Consider the following 17,051-nt stretch of genomic DNA (forward strand, 5'->3'; position numbering starts at 1 on the left):
CTTGTGCTGATTTTGCGTACTTTTTTGTTTTAAAATTCCATTAAACTCAATTTATCATAACCCTTGAGTTTGTCACTGCCATGGAGATCCTTGAGTTCAACCAAGAAGGCCGTTCCAACCACAATTCCACCCAATTCTTCAACGAGTTGAATGGTTGCTGAAATCGTCCCACCGGTTGCCAATAAATCATCCGTCACCAAAACTTTCTGGCCAGGCTTGATGGCATCCTTGTGGAGATAAAGGGCTGATTGACCATATTCCAAGTCATAAGTGGCTTTAACGGTCGCCCGTGGCAACTTACCCTTCTTACGAGCAGGTGCAAATCCAACGCCTAATTCATAGGCCACCGGACAACCGACGATAAATCCGCGGGCTTCAGGACCAACAATCATATCCACTTGCTTGTCGCGCGCAAATTTGACGATTTGATCCGTAGCTTCACGGTAAGCTTCGCCGTCCGCCATCAATGGTGAAATATCCCGAAAGATAATGCCAGGTTCTGGATAATCCGGAATACTAGCAATATATTTTTTTAAATCTAATGCCATTGCTTATTAACAGCTCCTTTAATTCTTAACTGCAGCCTGGTCTTTGACCCAGATTTGAAGCGCTGCAGATTTACTATACAAAAGCGTTTCTTCAGCGACGAGTTGTTGCTCGCGTAGCTGATAACTTGGGGCGTGATGGAGATCCGCTTTCGGCGGATTCGAAACGCCATTCATGACACCATCATTTATTTTAACAAATCCGACCTCAAAAAACACCTGTATCATAAAAATAAGTAGATTTCGGTCTAAATGCAAGTGACCAGCGACCAACGCCAGTTGATGATGAATATCAACATCATGTTGGCTCAGCGTGAACTTGTACAATTTCGCAAATTGATCACGGCTGGGCATGCCTGCCATGTAGATTGAATCACGTCGGTACAAATATAAGGTGAGCTGATTGAGTGGCAAGGCCGTCAACACTTGTGTAAAGTCAGCTAACGTATCTGGACAGTCAACGACAAACACTGGCTGATCAGCACTGATGGCGCTTAGATCCGTTGTTTGATCCGTGACCAGAATAGCTTGGGTCTGTGACCCCATAAAATCAGCCAACTGTTTCATCAGCTTTTGATGGAAGAACAGATAGACGCCGGCAGTTCGAAATTGCTGGGCTGTCAAATGATGCGTTCGCGCATCGATTACCTGCGTGCCAGTCACGGCCAAATCTTTCACCATGATCTGAGGCTTCGTCCGCCCCTGCCAAGTATTCGAGCTCAGTTCACCAACGACTGCAACATCAGCAGGACTGGCTTCAATCGCGGGTGCAGCTGCCCCCATTGAAAAGGCGATCGCATCTAATTGCGTTTGACCATCCGTCAGTTGCAACTTTAAATGTTGGTGGTCACTCCCAATCGCCCGCACTTGTGGCACATTAGTGGGCTTGAGTTCAAACAACGGTGCCGGATTATCAGTCCCAAATGGCGCCAATTGTTGAATCGCCGCCAAGGTGTCCAGACTCGCATCTTTAATCGCCAACGCCCCGTCAATTGTCAGGGCTGGTTGTGCGTGCTCAGCGAGATGCTGCGTGCTCGCCACTGTCTCAAGGGCCGCTTTCAAGGTCGGCAATTGATCAGCCATCACGGTTAAGCCAACCGCCATGTGATGTCCTCCGAAAGCCACTAATGACTCACGAACCGGATCGATGGCCGCAAAGAGGTTATAAGCTTCGACACTACGGCCACTGCCCTTTAACCGACCATCTGTATCTTCGTTTAAGACCAACGTCGGCTTACCTGTACTTTCAACAATGCGACTTGCAACAATCCCTAAGACCCCTTCATGCCAATCATGGCCCGTAATGACCAAAGTTTGACGGCTCTGATTATCAGCATTTTGGGCTTGTTGCAAAGCACTTGTCGCAATATCCCGCACTAAGCCTTGCCGTTTTTCGTTCAACTGATTGACCTGTGTTGCTAGTTCAGTCGCCCGTTCATCGTCAAAGGTCGTCAACAATTCGACACCACTCTGAGCGGATTGCAGACGTCCCAACGCATTTAAACGTGGGGCAATTCCAAAACCGATACTCGTTTCATCCAATTTGTCAGCATCTAACCCCGCTGCTTTGATCAACGCAGCTAAACCCGGTCGCGCCGTTTGACGTAAAACCGTTAAACCTAACGTGACAATGGTCCGATTTTCGGCCGTTAAACTGACCAAATCAGCAACAGTCCCAATCGCGGCCAAGTCCATTAAATCTTCTGGAACTTCTTCAAGGAGCGCAGTGGCGACTTTAAAAGCCACGCCTGCACCAGACAAGTCGCCGAAAGGATAATGGCCTTCTGGGTGACGCGGATGCACGATCGCATAAGCTTTCGGTAACACTGCCGGTAGCTCATGATGGTCAGTTACGACCACGTCCACACCTTGTGCCTGAACGGCGTCAATGACCGCATTCCCGGCGACCCCGTTATCAACCGTCACAAAAAGCTTGGTGCCAGCTGCAATCAAACGGTCAAAAGCGGCCTGGTTTGGGCCATAACCATCCTTAAACCGATCTGGAATATAGTAGTTGACCTGCGCACCAATCTGGTCCAAAGTCTCATACATAATGGCGGTACTGGTCAAGCCATCGGCATCATAATCCCCATAGACGGTAATTTGATCCCCGGCCATGACCGCCGCTTGAATCCGTTCAACAGCCCGTGCCATATCATGCATCGCTAACGGATCATTCAATGGCTGCTGATCCGCATGTAAAAAGGCCTCCGCAGCAGCGGTCGTCGTGAGTCCACGTTCAACTAACAACTTTGCCACTAAAGTTGGGACTGATAACGCTGTTGCTAAGGTTTCAACCGTCGCAGCTGAGGGTTCCGTTGCAGGACGTGTCACCCATTTTTTCTTGGCCGCTAACATGGCATCCTTCCTTTCTTAAACTCAGATTTATTTAGTAGTGGTCGGTTCGACTGCTTTACCACGCGTTTGCTTGCCTTTATTATTCAAACGTAACGTTAAACTTTTGTTTTCAGCCGTTAACTTGTCGATTTTTGCTTGCGCAGCTGCCATGGCTTCTTTATGAGCGTTCGCCGTTTTGACAGAATTGAAGGTTGCCATCAAAGCCGCAATCGCGACCCCTAGGATCAGCGTAATGACAATGACCAAAATCAATGGCCACTGTACCGTTGCGACCCCAAAGTTAACTGCCACTGAATCGACATTCAAGATGGCAAAGACCACAATAATTAACACAATTACTAACGCACTCACTAACCGCCATTGATTTTTCATTTCAACGGCCCCCTTTTATTTAAAATTAAAAACTGTCCCAGCTAACCAATCGCCTAATTTGGGGGCAACTTGATAGCCTAGATTGGCCGCCGCCATCAATCGTGGCCGATTAAGCTCACGATGATGGTGACCCACCTTACTCATGATCACTTCAGCAAATTTAACAGGATTCAGTGCTAACCAGCGAACTGAGTCCAAATAGTGCCCGGTTGGATCGGCCGTTTTAAAGAACGCCGTTTCAATTGGGCCGGGATTGACCGTCATCACATTGATACCAGCCGGTTTGAGTTCCAACCGTAAGGCATTGTCGTAGGCAATCAACGCAGCCTTGGTTGCGGCATACACCGCCGACTTAGGGGTCGCAATCTTACCCGCGATTGAGGCAATGTTGACGATTTCCCCATGTTTCGCTGTTAGCATCCGTTGCGCGGCCAACTGACTCACGACCATCACACCTAAACTATTAACCCGCAGCATTTTTGCCATCGTCGCAACATCGATCTCGACCGCCGGGGCTAAATAACCGAAGCCCGCGGCATTGATCACTAGATCTAGCCGACCGAATAAGGCATCAATTTGCGCGAACAACCCATCAATTTCACTCACTCGGCCGAGGTCGCAGCGAATCGCCACGGCTTGAGCTTTAGATAACAAACGACACTGATCGGCGACGCTGCTAAGTTGAGCTTGTCGTCGTGCCGCTAAAACCAAGTTGGCCCCTCGCGCCGCTGCGGCATAAGCCAGCTGCTCACCTAGGCCACTGGATGCGCCAGTCACTAGAACCGTTTGCCCAGTCAAATCACCCATTTCAATCACCTAAGCTTTCTCAGTTAATGGGACCTCAATCAAATCAAAGTCACGAACGACCTTGGTCTTTTTAAAAACTTGTTGCGCTTGTTTTTGCAATTCTTTTGATAACTTACCCGTATAACGCGCCGAAATATGCGTCAATAGTAATTGATGCACGCCGGCTTTTTTCGCCACTTGGGCCGCTTGCGTACTCGTTGAATGATAATAATTATGTGCCAGTTTGCCCTCATCTTTACCAAAGGTACTTTCATGCACTAGCACCGTCGCATTTTGAGCCAAGCTGACCGCATTAGGCGTCTGCCGGGTGTCGCCAAGAATTGTGACGATGCGACCGGGTTGCGGTGCCGCAATGAAGTCTTGCCCATTGATTGTGCGACCATCTGGCAAGGTCACTGTCTGACCGGCTTTTAACTGACCATAAACTGGCCCACTTGGAATCTGCATGGCTTTGAGCTTGGCCACTTGGAGTTCACCGGGATGGGCCGCTTCCTCGACCCGATAGCCGACACACTCGATCCGATGCTCAAGATGTTGAAATGAAACCTTGAATGTCGCATCTTCAAAAATCACCCCATCGTCACCGAGTTCAACAAAGTTGAGTGGATACGATAGTCGCGTCCCAGACACCCGTAATGAGGTCTTCACAAAATCCTTCACCCCAACGGGACCATAAATGGTCAGTGGTTCTTCGCCACCTTGAAACGATCGCGAACTCAAAAAGCCCGGCAACCCAAAAATATGATCACCATGGAGATGGGTGATAAAAATTTTAGTGATTTTGCGTGGCTTTAAGGTCGTCCGCAAGATTTGATGTTGGGTCCCTTCGCCCACATCAAAGAGCCAGACTTCATTACGTTCATCTAGCAAACGCAATGCCGTGCTAGTCACATTTCGAAATTTACCCGGCGAACCGGCACCGGTACCTAGAAATTCTAATTGCATGTTATGTTCGTCCTTATCTGTACAGTCTGCTAATTATTTTACCGAAGATAATGATAATTAACAACGATTAGTCTTTGTTTTTGCACTCACACTATTGTATCATTTCAAGCAGTAATAACGATAACGAATTATTGGAGGCCTCCCTATGCGACTCATTGATTTCAACCTCTCAACCGCCGACCTTGACCGACAGTTGCCACTCTTTTGGGAACACGATCATGACCGGCTACCGATTATTGCGTTGACCCTCACACAACAGCGCTTGGTCCTCACACTCAAAGCGAATACCAAACCAATGACCTTAGACCAATTTTCTGCCCGCACACGGCAAGTCAATGGCCCCACTGAGCTATTTGTCCTCACCGGTGACGGTGTCGTCCCATTGTTTGGCTACCGACTCAGTGATGGCCAACTGCTACTGGGCTAATCACTTATCCCAGCGCCCATAAAAGGGCCTGTAATTACTGACGCAATTACAGGCCCTTTTAGCTTCAATGAAACTTTTTAAACCAGTTCGCTTAATCCATGAACTGGAATTGATAATCTAAGATTTGAATCGTATCGTCGTTCTTAGCACCGGCGGCACGTAACGCATCATCGATCCCCATCCCACGTAATTGACGAGCAAAGCGCATGACACTTTCTTCGTGCTCCAAGTTGGTCATCTTAAATAAGCGTTCCAACTTTTCACCAGACAAGACGAACAACCCTGGTTCTGGATTGTCGACCGTGAAGTCTTGCGTCACGTCACTATTGTAGTCACGATGTTCAACGTCATCAACACCCTTAACTGGGAATTGTGGTGTCGTATCGAGCAAGTTCGCCGTTTGCGCAAGCAAGGCCTTGATTCCTTGTTGCGTAATCGATGAGATTGGATAGATGGCTGGTACCTCTGCCAATGTGTGATCCGTCTTTAATTTCGCTTCAAACTTCGCTAAATTATCGGCAGCATCCGGCATGTCCATCTTAGTTGCAACGACGATCTGGGGCCGTTTCAACAGTTCTGGATCATAGCTTGTCAATTCATGGTTGATCTTCAAATAATCTTCAAACGGATCATTTTCTTCAACACCACTCATATCAATCAGATGCAAGATAACCCGCGTCCGCTCAATATGGCGCAAGAATTGAATTCCCAAGCCAACCCCGTTCGCAGCGCCTTCAATTAATCCCGGCAAATCCGCCATGACGAAATCACGGCCGTCATCCAGCCGCACCATCCCAAGATTAGGGACCAAAGTCGTAAAGTGATACGCCGCGATCTTAGGCTTAGCACTCGTAACGACTGACAGCAAAGTTGACTTACCCACGGATGGGAACCCAACTAAGCCAACATCCGCCAAAACTTTTAATTCCATTCGAATCGTCAATTCGTCCCCAGGTTCACCGTTTTCAGCAATTTCTGGCGCCGGATTTTTAGGACTGGCAAAGTGAATATTGCCACGACCGCCACGGCCGCCTTTAGCAATGACGAGTTTCTGATCCTTATCGACAATATCACCAATAATCTTGCCGGTATTGAAATCGGTCACGACGGTGCCAAGTGGGACTTTGATAATCGTATTGCTGGCAGAACGACCAGTCATTTGCTTGATCATCCCATTGCCGCCATTGTCCGCCTTGAATTTACGCGTATAACGAAAATCCATTAACGTCCGCAAACCTTCATCTGCTTCCACGATCACACTCCCACCGCGGCCACCATCACCACCAGCTGGGCCACCATTGGGCACAAATTTTTCGCGCCGAAATGCGACCATGCCGTTACCACCGTTACCGGCTTTTACATCTACCTTGACTTGATCTACAAACATGTTTTTCTCCTGTTTCTTCTATATTATTTATCTACGAAATGACTCCGTGCGAAATTAGATACCTGACCTAGTATACAAATGTTCGCGCCCGCCGTCAAAGTATCCGCGTTAGTTGGTCGGATTCAAAATTTAGCGGTTGGCGATTCCCGTTTTTCTGCCACCACTGACGGCCACAGTTTAGCGACGGCTTAAGCGGTTTCAATCATCAGATCGCAGAAATTCGTCCTTTTACGACGATGATTGACCACTATAACTTATGAGACTTCCGGAAAAGCCATCTTTTCAGCACTCTCTCCCACAACTCAAACAGTGGTCGACCCCTTTCCATAGCGGTTGTTCACCGTAAAATGACTGGTCAATGACGGGTTGTGAATTATTTTGACGTTTTTTGAAGGTTTTTGTTGTGTTTTGATAGGTGAGCGTGTATATTAGTCGTTGGAGGGATTTGAAAGTGCTTACAGAAGAACGTCAACAATACATTTTAAATACGATCCGTTTCAAAGGCATTATTAAAATCAAGGACATTTGTTCAGAAACCAATTGTTCCGAATCCACGGCTCGCCGGGATCTCCAACAACTGGAAGAACAGGGTGACTTATTGCGCGTCCATGGTGGCGCTAAATATATGAACTCGCTCCAAGAAGAACCGGCCATGAACGATAAGGTTTCACGTAATGTGGACGCTAAAGACCGCATTGCCCAGCAAGCTGTGGCTAATATTCAGGTTGATGATGTGATTTATTTGGACGCCGGAACTTCGACGCTCGCGATGATTCATCATTTAAATCCCAGTTATAACTTGCGCGTCGTGACGAACGGGGTCGTCCATGCTTCCGCCTTGGCGGACATGGGCATCAAGACCTACTTGCTTGGTGGTAACCTCAAAGGCATCACTAAAGCCGTCATCGGTCCTGAAGCCGTCAAATCGTTACAAGAATACCGATTCAATAAGGTCTTTCTCGGAATCAACGGCGTCCACCTGAAGTTTGGCTTGACGACCCCCGATCCCGACGAAGCAATCGTTAAAAAAACCGCAATCGCCCAGAGTGAAGAAGCCTTCATTCTGGTTGACAATACTAAGTTCGACCATGTTTCCTTTGCACGTGTCGGTGATCTCGCCAGTGCGACGATCATTACCGACCAACTGATGCCAAAGTTGGCTGAACAGTACCAACCATTAACCACTATCCAGGAGGTCAAATCATGATTTACACCATTACTGTTAACCCGTCGATCGACTACGTGGTTCAACTACCACACATGACACTCGGCAGCGTTAACCGCCTGGCCCACACCGCCAAATTACCTGGTGGCAAAGGCATCAATGTTTCACAAATTTTAAATGATCTCAATCAACCTAATCGCGCACTTGGTTTCATTGGTGGCTTTACTGGCACCTTTATCAGTGAAGCATTGAAAGCCAAGGGTCTTGATTGTCACTTCACCAAGATTGCTGATGACACTCGCATCAACGTTAAAATTCACGCCGATGAAGAAACGGAATTGAACGGGGCTGGTCCGGACATTACGAGTCTTGAAGTTGACCAGTTCTATGAAGAATTGTCGCATTTAACCGCCGATGACGTGGTGGTCATGTCTGGGAGCTTAGCACCTAGCCTGCCAGATACGTTCTATTACGATATCATTCAAAAAGCCAAAGCGGCCGGTGCCAACTTCGTCATCGATACGACTGGTGAGGCGTTGAAGAAGACCTTGCCAAGCCAACCATTAGTGGTCAAACCAAATAATCATGAATTAGCTGATTATTATCACACCACTTTCAACAGCCAAGCCGACATCATTGCCGCTGGGAAACGGATGCTGAAAGAAGGCGCCCAACATGTGTTGATTTCAATGGCTGGCGATGGTGGCCTGCTGATCACCCCTGATCACGTTTACTTCAGCCCCGCACCTAAGGGTCACGTCATCAATTCCGTTGGGGCTGGTGATTCAATGATTGGTGGCTTCGTGGGGACTTTTGCAAAGACACACGACGCTGTTGAAAGCTTTCGTTACGGCTTAGCCTGTGGTTCCGCGACCGCCTTCTCTGAAGATATCGCGACCCGCGCTAAGATCGACGAAATCTTACCATTAATCAAAATTGAAACTGTAACTAAGTAGTTGCTTTAGAAAGGACTGTTACACACACATGGATATTCGCGACTTATTATTAAAAAATGTCATGATCATGGACATGCACGCCACGACCAAAGACGAGGCAATTGATGAGTTAGTTCATAAATATGCCGAACAAGGTGTCATCAATGATGAAGCCCTCTACAAAAAGGACATTATCAAACGTGAAGCTGAATCGACCACTGGGATTGGTGATGGTATTGCCATGCCACATGCCAAAGACAAAGCGGTTCAACGCGCCACAGTGCTATTTGCTAAAAGTGCCGCCGGTGTTGACTTTAATGCTTTAGATGGCCAACCTGTTCATTTGTTCTTCATGATTGCTGCGCCTGAAGGAGCCAACAATACTCATTTGGCCGCCTTGGCTGCTCTGTCCAGCTTGTTAATTGACCCCGAGTTAGTTGGTAAACTGAAAAAAGCAACCACGCCTGAAGAAGTTCAACAACTCTTCGGTGATGCGCAAGCTGCTAAAGAATTAAAAGAAGCTAAAGACGCGGCTGCTAAAGCACGCAAAGCAGCCGATGCCTCAAGTGCAGCTGCTGACGAACAACGCCCTTACATCGTTGGGGTCACCGCTTGTCCTAATGGGATTGCCCATACTTACATGGCTGAAGCCGCATTAATCAAGCAAGCGGAAGCCATGAACGTTGACATTAAGATCGAAACGAACGGTTCTGAAGGGGTCAAACATTTGTTGACTGCCGATGAAATTGCCCGTGCTAAAGGGGTCATCATTGCCGCTGATAAAAAAGTTAAGATGGCGCGTTTTGATGGTAAGCCACTGGTTAACCGCCCAGTCACTGATGGGATCAACAAATCAGAAGAACTCATCAACGAAGTCTTAGAAGGCAAAGCGCCAGTCTATCACGATGCTGATGGTGGTGCTGCTGACAGCGATGATGCTGAAAGCAGTAACGGCGGCGTTTGGAGTGAAATCTACAAAGATTTAATGAACGGAATTTCACATATGTTACCATTCGTCGTTGGTGGTGGGATTTTAATGGCCCTCTCCTTCGTCATCGAACAATTTGCCGGTGACAAGAGTTTAGCCTTTACCTTCTTCAACCAAGCTGGGAATATGGCCTTTGCCTTCATGGTGCCAGTCTTAGCCGGTTACATCGCCGAATCAATTGGTGATCGTCCTGCGTTAATGCCCGGGTTCGTTGGTGGTTTCATGGCGACCGTTTATAGTGGTGCATACGGTGGCGTCTATGTCGCTTCCTTATCAGCACATGCCAAGAGTCCAGCCGGGTTCTTAGGTGGGATCGCCGCTGGGTTCTTAGCTGGTTATGTCACCGTTTGGATGAAGAAGTGGACGAAGCACATGCCACAATCACTTGAAGGCATGAAGCCAATGCTGATCTACCCAATTATTGGCCTATTGATCGTCGCTGCGTTGATGTTCTTCATTATCAACCCAATCTTCTCTGTTATTAATCAATTTATCACCCACTTCTTGAACTCAATGGGTACTGGGAATGCCGTGATCTTAGGGATCATCCTTGGTGGGATGATGTCGATCGATATGGGTGGTCCTTTCAACAAGGCTGCTTACGTCTTCGCTACTGGTGCCTTTACGGCCACACAAGATGGGAATTTGATGGCTGCTGTTATGGCCGGTGGGATGGTGCCACCATTGGCAACTGCCATCGCGACCGCTTTCTGGCCAAAGAAGTTCACTGATGATGAACGTAAAGCCGGGATTTCGAACTGGATCTTAGGGATTTCCTTCATTACTGAAGGTGCGATTCCATTTGCGACTGCCGATCCATTGCACGTTATCGGTTCTGGTGTACTTGGTGCTGCCATTGCCGGTGGCTTAACCCAATTATGGCATGTTTCCGTCCCTGCCCCTCATGGTGGGTTATGGGTTGCCTTACTCGCTACTAATATTTGGGGTTACGTTGGTGCAACGGTCATTGGGGCCGTAATTGCCGGAGTCGTCTTAGGTCTTTGGAAGCCTGCTAAAAAAGCTTAAATAAGTTACCTTTTAAGTTCCGACTGTCAATTGATGGTCGGAACTTTTTGTTGGGAGCACTTAGAACGTTAGTCGCTGATTGCCGCTTCCGGTTGTTGCTGATGACATGCGGCCGAGGGACCGGTTCAAGCCTCAGAGACGTCTTGCCCCTCGCCCGGGAGCCTTGCATAAACCGCAAGTCTTCCGGCCGGTCCGTGGTGTAAGACCGGAAAACCACCGGTCAAACGCCACCCACACGGCCGATGCCATCAACAACAACCTACAGCTAGTAAACTGCTTTGAATAATCCACCGGTTATTAAGATTCGGCGGAATCAATCAGATTGGGTATGCTGAAGAGGTAAGTATCTGACAATGGCTACGTCCGACTGTGCTCTGGTTGGCACCGTCCTCCCGTATGAGTCCATTTGAGGGGTTCAACGGATTACAACAGTTTCACCATCTGCAGTCTTTAGTCAAGCTAATTTGGACAAATAACTATCCAACCCTGCAATGATACGGGTATAATGAGATTATTAATCTATTTATTGAAACGAGACGATTTTTTGAAATTCAAACTACGAGCACTGACGCTAACAGTTCTACTAAGCAGTGCCCTCCTATTAACCGGTTGCCATCAGAAGAACTCAAAGACGCTCCCACCAGTCCGCGGAAACAACTTGACCGCCATGGTGATCAGTGACGACCACGTGATTGCGCCAAGCTTGCACGACAATGGGCAATCATTTGACACTTACGCCGGCAATGACGCTGGGGCCGATTTAAAGTATAGTGCGACCATTTTCAAGGCTTTTATCGCGAAAGTGCTCGCCACCAAGCCTGATGTCGTGATTGTCAGCGGTGACATTACGAACAACGGCGAAAAAGCCAGCCATGAATACGTCGCTAAACAGCTTAAGCGACTCACTAAACAACGTATCCACGTTTACGTCATCCCTGGTAATCATGATTTAAATAACCCGATGACACGTGGCTTCAAGGGTAAAAAGCAGTACGAAGTCGATGCCATTGACGCAGCTCAGTTCAAAGAAATCTATGCCAAAGCTGGCTATAATGAGGCTGTTTCGCATGACAGCAATTCTTTAAGCTACCTCGTTAAACCTAGTAAGAAAACTTGGTTTTTAATGTTGAACTCCGCTATTTACAAGAGTAATTACCAACAAGGCAGCTCGACTGTTGGTGGTGGCTTGCCGGATGGCACCTTAGAGTGGGTCGCCAAAGTTGGCCGTGAAGCTAAAAAGCAACACGCCACGTTAATTCCAGTCCTGCATCACAATATTATGAACCATACGATGATCAACCAGGGCTACACGATTGGTTACGCTGATCAAGTTCGCAATGTCTTTAGCAAAGCCAACATCAAGCTGACGCTGAGCGGGCACATTCACGCCCAAAGTATCAAACACAAGACGGTCAACGGTCAAGAATTAACGGATATTGCCAGCGGGGCGTTAATTTTAGGCCAGCATTATTATGGCACCTTGAAGCTCAACCAGCAGACCGGTCAAGCTACCTATCACGCGACACCGCTGAATGTCAGCACCTATATCAAGCAACATCAAGGTACTCGGGCAGTCAAGGCTTATCAGAAGTACGATCATGACGTCCTCTATGCCGCCGGCTATAATGCTGCCCTCAGCTCACTATATGAAGATCGTGATGAGACCCATTATTCGGCTAAAAAGATCAAAACGTTAGCCACCGGCATGGGTGAAGCGAATATCGCCATGTTCCGTGGCACTCCGGTAAAGCAAACTGCCGCAGTCAAAGCTTGGGAACAGCTGCCTAATTCGGTTGGCTTGAAAGAATTTATTTTAAGAACTAAGAACCTACATGGTAATTTAAGTTGGTCTGGCGCTACTCGCTAACCTAAAAAAATCCTTCAGAAATCTGGTTAGATTTCTGAAGGATTTTTGATTGTTTAAATCGGGGTCTATGTAGCACCCTTCTGATAATGTTTCGGTGTCACCCCACCGCCAGCTAATGAAAACTTGACCGTTTGTGCAACGGGCTTTGAAATCCCCAACTTCTGAATTTCTTCAATGGGCGCTGCCGCAATTTTAGGCATCGACCCAAATTTACGTAAGAGTTTATTCCGCGTCTTGGGCCCTACCCCTGGAATTTCATCCAGGCGTGAGCTTAGAGAGTGCTTCGTATGCACTTGTCGATGGAACGTAATCGCAAACCGGTGCACTTCGTCTTGAATCCGTTGTAACAAGTAGAAGCCTTGACTCTTAGGATCCAGATTTAAATGGGCATCGCCAGCTGAGGCCAACAGATCCGCCGTCTTATGATGATCATTTTTGACCATCGCCGCTACTGGCGTTGATAGCCCTAATTCGTTTTCTAAGACGTCTTTAGCCGCATCCAACTGAATGTCCCCACCATCCATTAAAATTAAATCAGGCAAGGCTGCGTGCTCTTTTAGCACTCGTGTATAACGTCGTCGGATGACTTCACGCGTCGAAGCGGCTTCATCCGCATGATCGACCGTTCGCAATTTATATTTTCGATAAAGTTTTTTATTCGGTTGGCCATCCGTAAAGACGACCATCGCTGAAACCAAATCCGACCCTTGAATGTGTGAGTGGTCAAACGCTTCAATCTTGTGACCAGGTGGTAACCCCAAAGCATCCGTGATTTCTTTCATCGCACCGGTCGTCTTCTGCTCATCCATTTCCAACAAACGGAACTTTTCTTCCAATACGATGCGCGCATTCTTCTCGGCTAGGTCCAACAATTCCCGCTTTTGGCCGCGTTGCGGCGTCCGCACAGGAATCCCAAGAATATCGCTCAGGACTTCTTTATCTAGTCCGGCTGGGACCAGCACTTCGCGGGGTAACACATTGTTTTTACGATTATAAAATTGCAAAATAAAACTTGTCATTTCTTCCGGGGCAGTTGAGACGATTGGGAATAACCGTTTTTCCCGTTTCATCAACCGTGCTTGACGAATGAAGAACACTTGGATCGATAACCAACCCTTATCCAAATAAAAATTGAACAGATCGCGCGGGGTGTTGTCGTTTGAAATGATTTTTTGCTTTTCGACCGTCATTTCAATATAAGTCAATTGATCACGCAGTTCGGCCGCCCGTTCAAATTCTAAATTGGCCGCAGCTTTCGCCATGCGTTGGTTTAATTGTTTCTTGACCGTTTCAACATGACCGTTCAGAAATGACTTGATACGCTTGATCTGGGCATCATATTCCGCGACTGGCACTGTTTTAAAGCAAGCTCCCAGACACTGACCCATGTGATAATACAAGCACGGCCGTTTCTGGAACCCATGACAACGCCGCAATGGGTAGACTTTTTGAATAAAGTTGACCGTTTCTTGTGCCGCATAAACGTTCGGGTACGGCCCAAAATAATAGCCGCCATCTTTACGGACGTCACTGACAATCAAAATTTGCGGATCACGTTCGTTGGTAATCTTAATGTACGGATAACCCGTGCCCTTTTTCAGCTTGATGTTGAAATAAGGTTGGTGTTTTTGGATCAACGTGATTTCCAATAAGAAAGCTTCCTTATCAGTCGAAGTCACGATAAATTCAAAATCTCTGATTTCAGAGACTAAACGGGCCGTTTTCCCGGTGTGGCTACTCTTAAAGTATGACCGGACCCGGTTTTTTAAATTTTTCGCTTTCCCGACATAAATGATCTGACTATTAATATTTTTCATTAAATAACAGCCTGGTAAATCGGGCAATAGTGAAAGTTTGTGTTCAATGTGTGCCGAAGCCATTTGACCCCTCCTGACTTTAATACAGTGTTATTAGTATACCGCCCCCAACTAGTTGCGACAAGCAATTCGCCCACGAGACAAAAAAGGCCGGGAAACATTTCCCAGCCAAGTTCGTTACATTAAAATTTTAGATAAGAAGTCTTTAGCCCGATCCGTTTCTGGATGGGCAAAGAAATTATCTGGCGTGTTATTTTCTTGAATATAACCGTCCGCCATAAACCAGATGCGGTCACCCACGGACTTCGCAAAGCCCATTTCGTGAGTCACAACGACCATCGTCATGCCTTCTTTAGCCAATTCTTGCATAACGTTCAACACTTCGCCAACCATTTCTGGATCTAAGGCAGAAGTGGGTTCATCAAACAACATCACTTTTGGATCCATCGCCAAGGCCCGCGCAATGGCCACCCGTTGTGCCTGCCCACCAGATAAACTAGTTGGAAAGGCATCCGCGTGATCATCTAAGCCGACTCGTGTCAATAGCTCGTGCGCCCGCTTCGTTGCAGCTGCATCGTCAGTCTTTTTCACTTTCATCGGCGCAAGTTTGATGTTTTCCAAAACGGTCATGTTTGGGAATAAATTAAAGCCTTGGAAGACCATCCCCATTTTTTCCCGTAAGGCATTGACGCTCTTCGTATCCAACGTGGTCAAGTCTTGACCCTCAAAGGCAACTTTACCACTCGTTGGCGTTTCCAACAAGTTTAAGCACCGTAAGAAGGTACTCTTCCCACCACCGGAAGGCCCAATCACAACGATCACTTGGCCAGGTTCGACCTTTTCGGTAATATCTTTTAACACTTCATTGTCGCCGAAGCTTTTGGCTAAGGCTTCAACTTCGATTACTGGTTTAGTCATGTTGCATCTTCCTTTCGAAGTAGTTCAAGATCCGTGACGCGGTAAAGGTCAAGATGAAGTATAAGACCATGATGACCACAATTGGGGCAACCCCACGGTAAGTGTCGGAACGGACAATATTACTTTGATAGATCAATTCAGTGACCCCAATGATGGAGACGATCGAACTATCCTTGATCAACGTGATAAATTCGTTCCCAAGTGATGGCCAAATGTTCTTCAACGCTTGTGGTAAGACCACGTAACGCATCGTTTCGCCATTGGACATCCCAAGGCTTCGAGCGGCTTCCGTTTGGCCGTCGTCAACGGAGTTAATCCCACCACGAATATATTCAGCCACGTACGCACCAGAGTTCAAGGAAATCGCAATGATCCCAGAGGTTAAGGCTGGTAAATTGACGAAAAGTCCTAAACCAAAGTAAACAAACATGACTTGAACCATCATTGGCGTGCCCCGAATAAATTCAACGTAGGCCGTTGCGAGCCAACGTAAAGCTGTCTTTAAGACGCCACCTTTGGCCATCCGTGCTAAAGCTAAGATGATCCCAATGATGAACCCAAAGAAGACAGAGCAAACAGTAATGATCAACGTGTATTCAATCCCGGTGAGGAAGGCTTTCCAGTAATGCCCCATCGAAGTATTGACGGTGTTAGTCTTCAAGTATTTCCCAGCAGTTGGCAAATAGCTCTTCTTAACTAAGTCTTGCTTCTTAACTTGATCAACCGTTTTGTTGACCTTGTTCACGAGACTCGTTGACCCTTTACGGAACGCAATCGCTGAACTTGTGGCTGAAGAACTCATATCAAAATGACTTGGTAAGGCGGCTAACTGTTTGTTATTCGAAACATAAGCTTGTGCAGTTGGCTTTTCCATTGCAACCCCTTGGACTTTATGGCTTTGAAGCGCCAAAATCAAGTCGGAGTTGGAAGTCATCCCTTTAACAGTTGTATTCTTAGTTTGTTTCTTAGCGGCATTATATTGGGTCGTCCCCGTTTGAGCACCTAGAGTGCCACCGCTAAATGAATCCTTATCCTTGTATTTACCCTTATCAGCTTTATTAACGACGATTTCATAGCCGCCTTGGTAATAAGTATGCGTGAAGTCCACGTTCTTACGACGCGCAGGCGTGGGGTTCATCCCAGAAATAACCATATCAACTTTACCAGTTTGTAACGCAACTAGTAAGGAATCAAACGACATGGACTTGATCTTAAGTTTAACGCCAAGATCTTTGGCAACCTTTTTCCCAATCTCAACATCCATCCCGACAACGGTACTCTTCCCATTGACGGTCGCTTGGAATTCATAAGGTGGATAATCTGGTGAAGTCCCCATCACCAAAACGCCTTTTTTCTGAATCTTTTCTAGTGAGTCATCCGTAGCAGCTTGTGCGTGTTGTGTACTCATCGGTACGACTAACATGAACAAGGCAACTAGCATGGCTAGCAGCAACCCATATTTTTTTTTCATAAGCAATCTCCTTGTTTTCTTTT

The 17,051-nt window shown here is 47.1% G+C and carries 14 protein-coding genes; 5 read left to right on the plus strand and 9 right to left on the minus strand.

Features of this window, described 5'->3' with window-relative positions:
- Positions 1–29: 29 nt before the first annotated feature.
- From FFM70_RS07905 to rnz, 5 genes are read right to left on the minus strand one after another with little or no spacing between them, the layout of a single operon-like run.
- Positions 30–548, minus strand: a complete 519-nt coding sequence (locus tag FFM70_RS07905) for an adenine phosphoribosyltransferase (RefSeq protein WP_137607236.1) — start codon at positions 546–548, stop codon at positions 30–32.
- A gap of 18 nt (positions 549–566) precedes the next feature.
- On the minus strand, positions 567–2,903 hold the full coding sequence (gene recJ / locus FFM70_RS07910) for a single-stranded-DNA-specific exonuclease RecJ (RefSeq protein WP_137616313.1): 2,337 nt from the start codon (positions 2,901–2,903) through the stop codon (positions 567–569).
- Positions 2,904–2,930: 27 nt separating this feature from the next.
- Positions 2,931–3,275 (minus strand): LapA family protein, encoded by a 345-nt coding sequence (locus FFM70_RS07915; protein ID WP_137616314.1) that lies wholly within the window; start codon positions 3,273–3,275, stop codon positions 2,931–2,933.
- A 15-nt stretch (positions 3,276–3,290) separates the two neighbouring features.
- Positions 3,291–4,082: an SDR family NAD(P)-dependent oxidoreductase gene (locus FFM70_RS07920; protein ID WP_137616405.1), complete on the minus strand. Its 792-nt coding sequence runs from the start codon at positions 4,080–4,082 to the stop codon at positions 3,291–3,293.
- A 9-nt stretch (positions 4,083–4,091) separates the two neighbouring features.
- Complete coding sequence (gene rnz, locus FFM70_RS07925) at positions 4,092–5,027, minus strand: ribonuclease Z (protein WP_137616315.1); 936 nt, start codon at positions 5,025–5,027, stop codon at positions 4,092–4,094.
- Between the two features lie 145 nt (positions 5,028–5,172).
- Here rnz and FFM70_RS07930 point away from each other — a divergent pair, with 145 nt between their 5' ends.
- The gene (locus tag FFM70_RS07930) at positions 5,173–5,454 is read left to right on the plus strand and encodes a hypothetical protein (RefSeq protein ID WP_137616316.1); all 282 of its coding nucleotides are present in this window, start codon (positions 5,173–5,175) and stop codon (positions 5,452–5,454) included.
- A 91-nt stretch (positions 5,455–5,545) separates the two neighbouring features.
- Here FFM70_RS07930 and obgE read toward each other — a convergent pair whose 3' ends face one another.
- Positions 5,546–6,841 (minus strand): GTPase ObgE, encoded by a 1,296-nt coding sequence (obgE, locus tag FFM70_RS07935; RefSeq protein WP_137616317.1) that lies wholly within the window; start codon positions 6,839–6,841, stop codon positions 5,546–5,548.
- Between the two features lie 451 nt (positions 6,842–7,292).
- Between obgE and FFM70_RS07940 the strand changes: the two genes are divergently transcribed.
- The 4 genes from FFM70_RS07940 to FFM70_RS07955 all read left to right on the plus strand — a co-directional run bounded on the left by FFM70_RS07940 (position 7,293) and on the right by FFM70_RS07955 (position 12,822).
- Positions 7,293–8,048 carry a DeoR/GlpR family DNA-binding transcription regulator gene (locus FFM70_RS07940; RefSeq protein WP_137616318.1) on the plus strand — a complete coding sequence of 252 codons (756 nt, stop codon included), beginning with the start codon at positions 7,293–7,295 and terminating at the stop codon, positions 8,046–8,048.
- On the plus strand, positions 8,045–8,962 hold the full coding sequence (gene pfkB / locus FFM70_RS07945) for a 1-phosphofructokinase (protein WP_137616319.1): 918 nt from the start codon (positions 8,045–8,047) through the stop codon (positions 8,960–8,962). The genes FFM70_RS07940 and pfkB overlap by 4 nt, the downstream gene beginning before the upstream one ends.
- 28 nt (positions 8,963–8,990) lie before the next feature.
- Positions 8,991–10,955 (plus strand): PTS fructose transporter subunit IIABC, encoded by a 1,965-nt coding sequence (locus FFM70_RS07950; RefSeq protein WP_137616320.1) that lies wholly within the window; start codon positions 8,991–8,993, stop codon positions 10,953–10,955.
- A gap of 544 nt (positions 10,956–11,499) precedes the next feature.
- On the plus strand, positions 11,500–12,822 hold the full coding sequence (locus FFM70_RS07955) for a metallophosphoesterase family protein (protein WP_223877459.1): 1,323 nt from the start codon (positions 11,500–11,502) through the stop codon (positions 12,820–12,822).
- Positions 12,823–12,887: 65 nt separating this feature from the next.
- On the opposite strand, the gene uvrC is transcribed toward FFM70_RS07955, so the two are convergent.
- The 3 genes from uvrC to FFM70_RS07970 form a co-directional block, all read right to left on the minus strand.
- The gene (gene uvrC, locus FFM70_RS07960; protein ID WP_137616322.1) at positions 12,888–14,702 is read right to left on the minus strand and encodes an excinuclease ABC subunit UvrC; all 1,815 of its coding nucleotides are present in this window, start codon (positions 14,700–14,702) and stop codon (positions 12,888–12,890) included.
- 114 nt (positions 14,703–14,816) lie between these two features.
- Positions 14,817–15,557: an amino acid ABC transporter ATP-binding protein gene (locus tag FFM70_RS07965; RefSeq protein ID WP_137616323.1), complete on the minus strand. Its 741-nt coding sequence runs from the start codon at positions 15,555–15,557 to the stop codon at positions 14,817–14,819.
- Positions 15,550–17,028 (minus strand): ABC transporter substrate-binding protein/permease, encoded by a 1,479-nt coding sequence (locus FFM70_RS07970; RefSeq protein WP_137616324.1) that lies wholly within the window; start codon positions 17,026–17,028, stop codon positions 15,550–15,552. The genes FFM70_RS07965 and FFM70_RS07970 overlap by 8 nt, the downstream gene beginning before the upstream one ends.
- Positions 17,029–17,051 lie beyond the last annotated feature (23 nt).

It is taken from the genome of Lactiplantibacillus nangangensis (assembly GCF_005405065.1).
GTDB classification, from domain to species: domain Bacteria; phylum Bacillota; class Bacilli; order Lactobacillales; family Lactobacillaceae; genus Lactiplantibacillus; species Lactiplantibacillus nangangensis.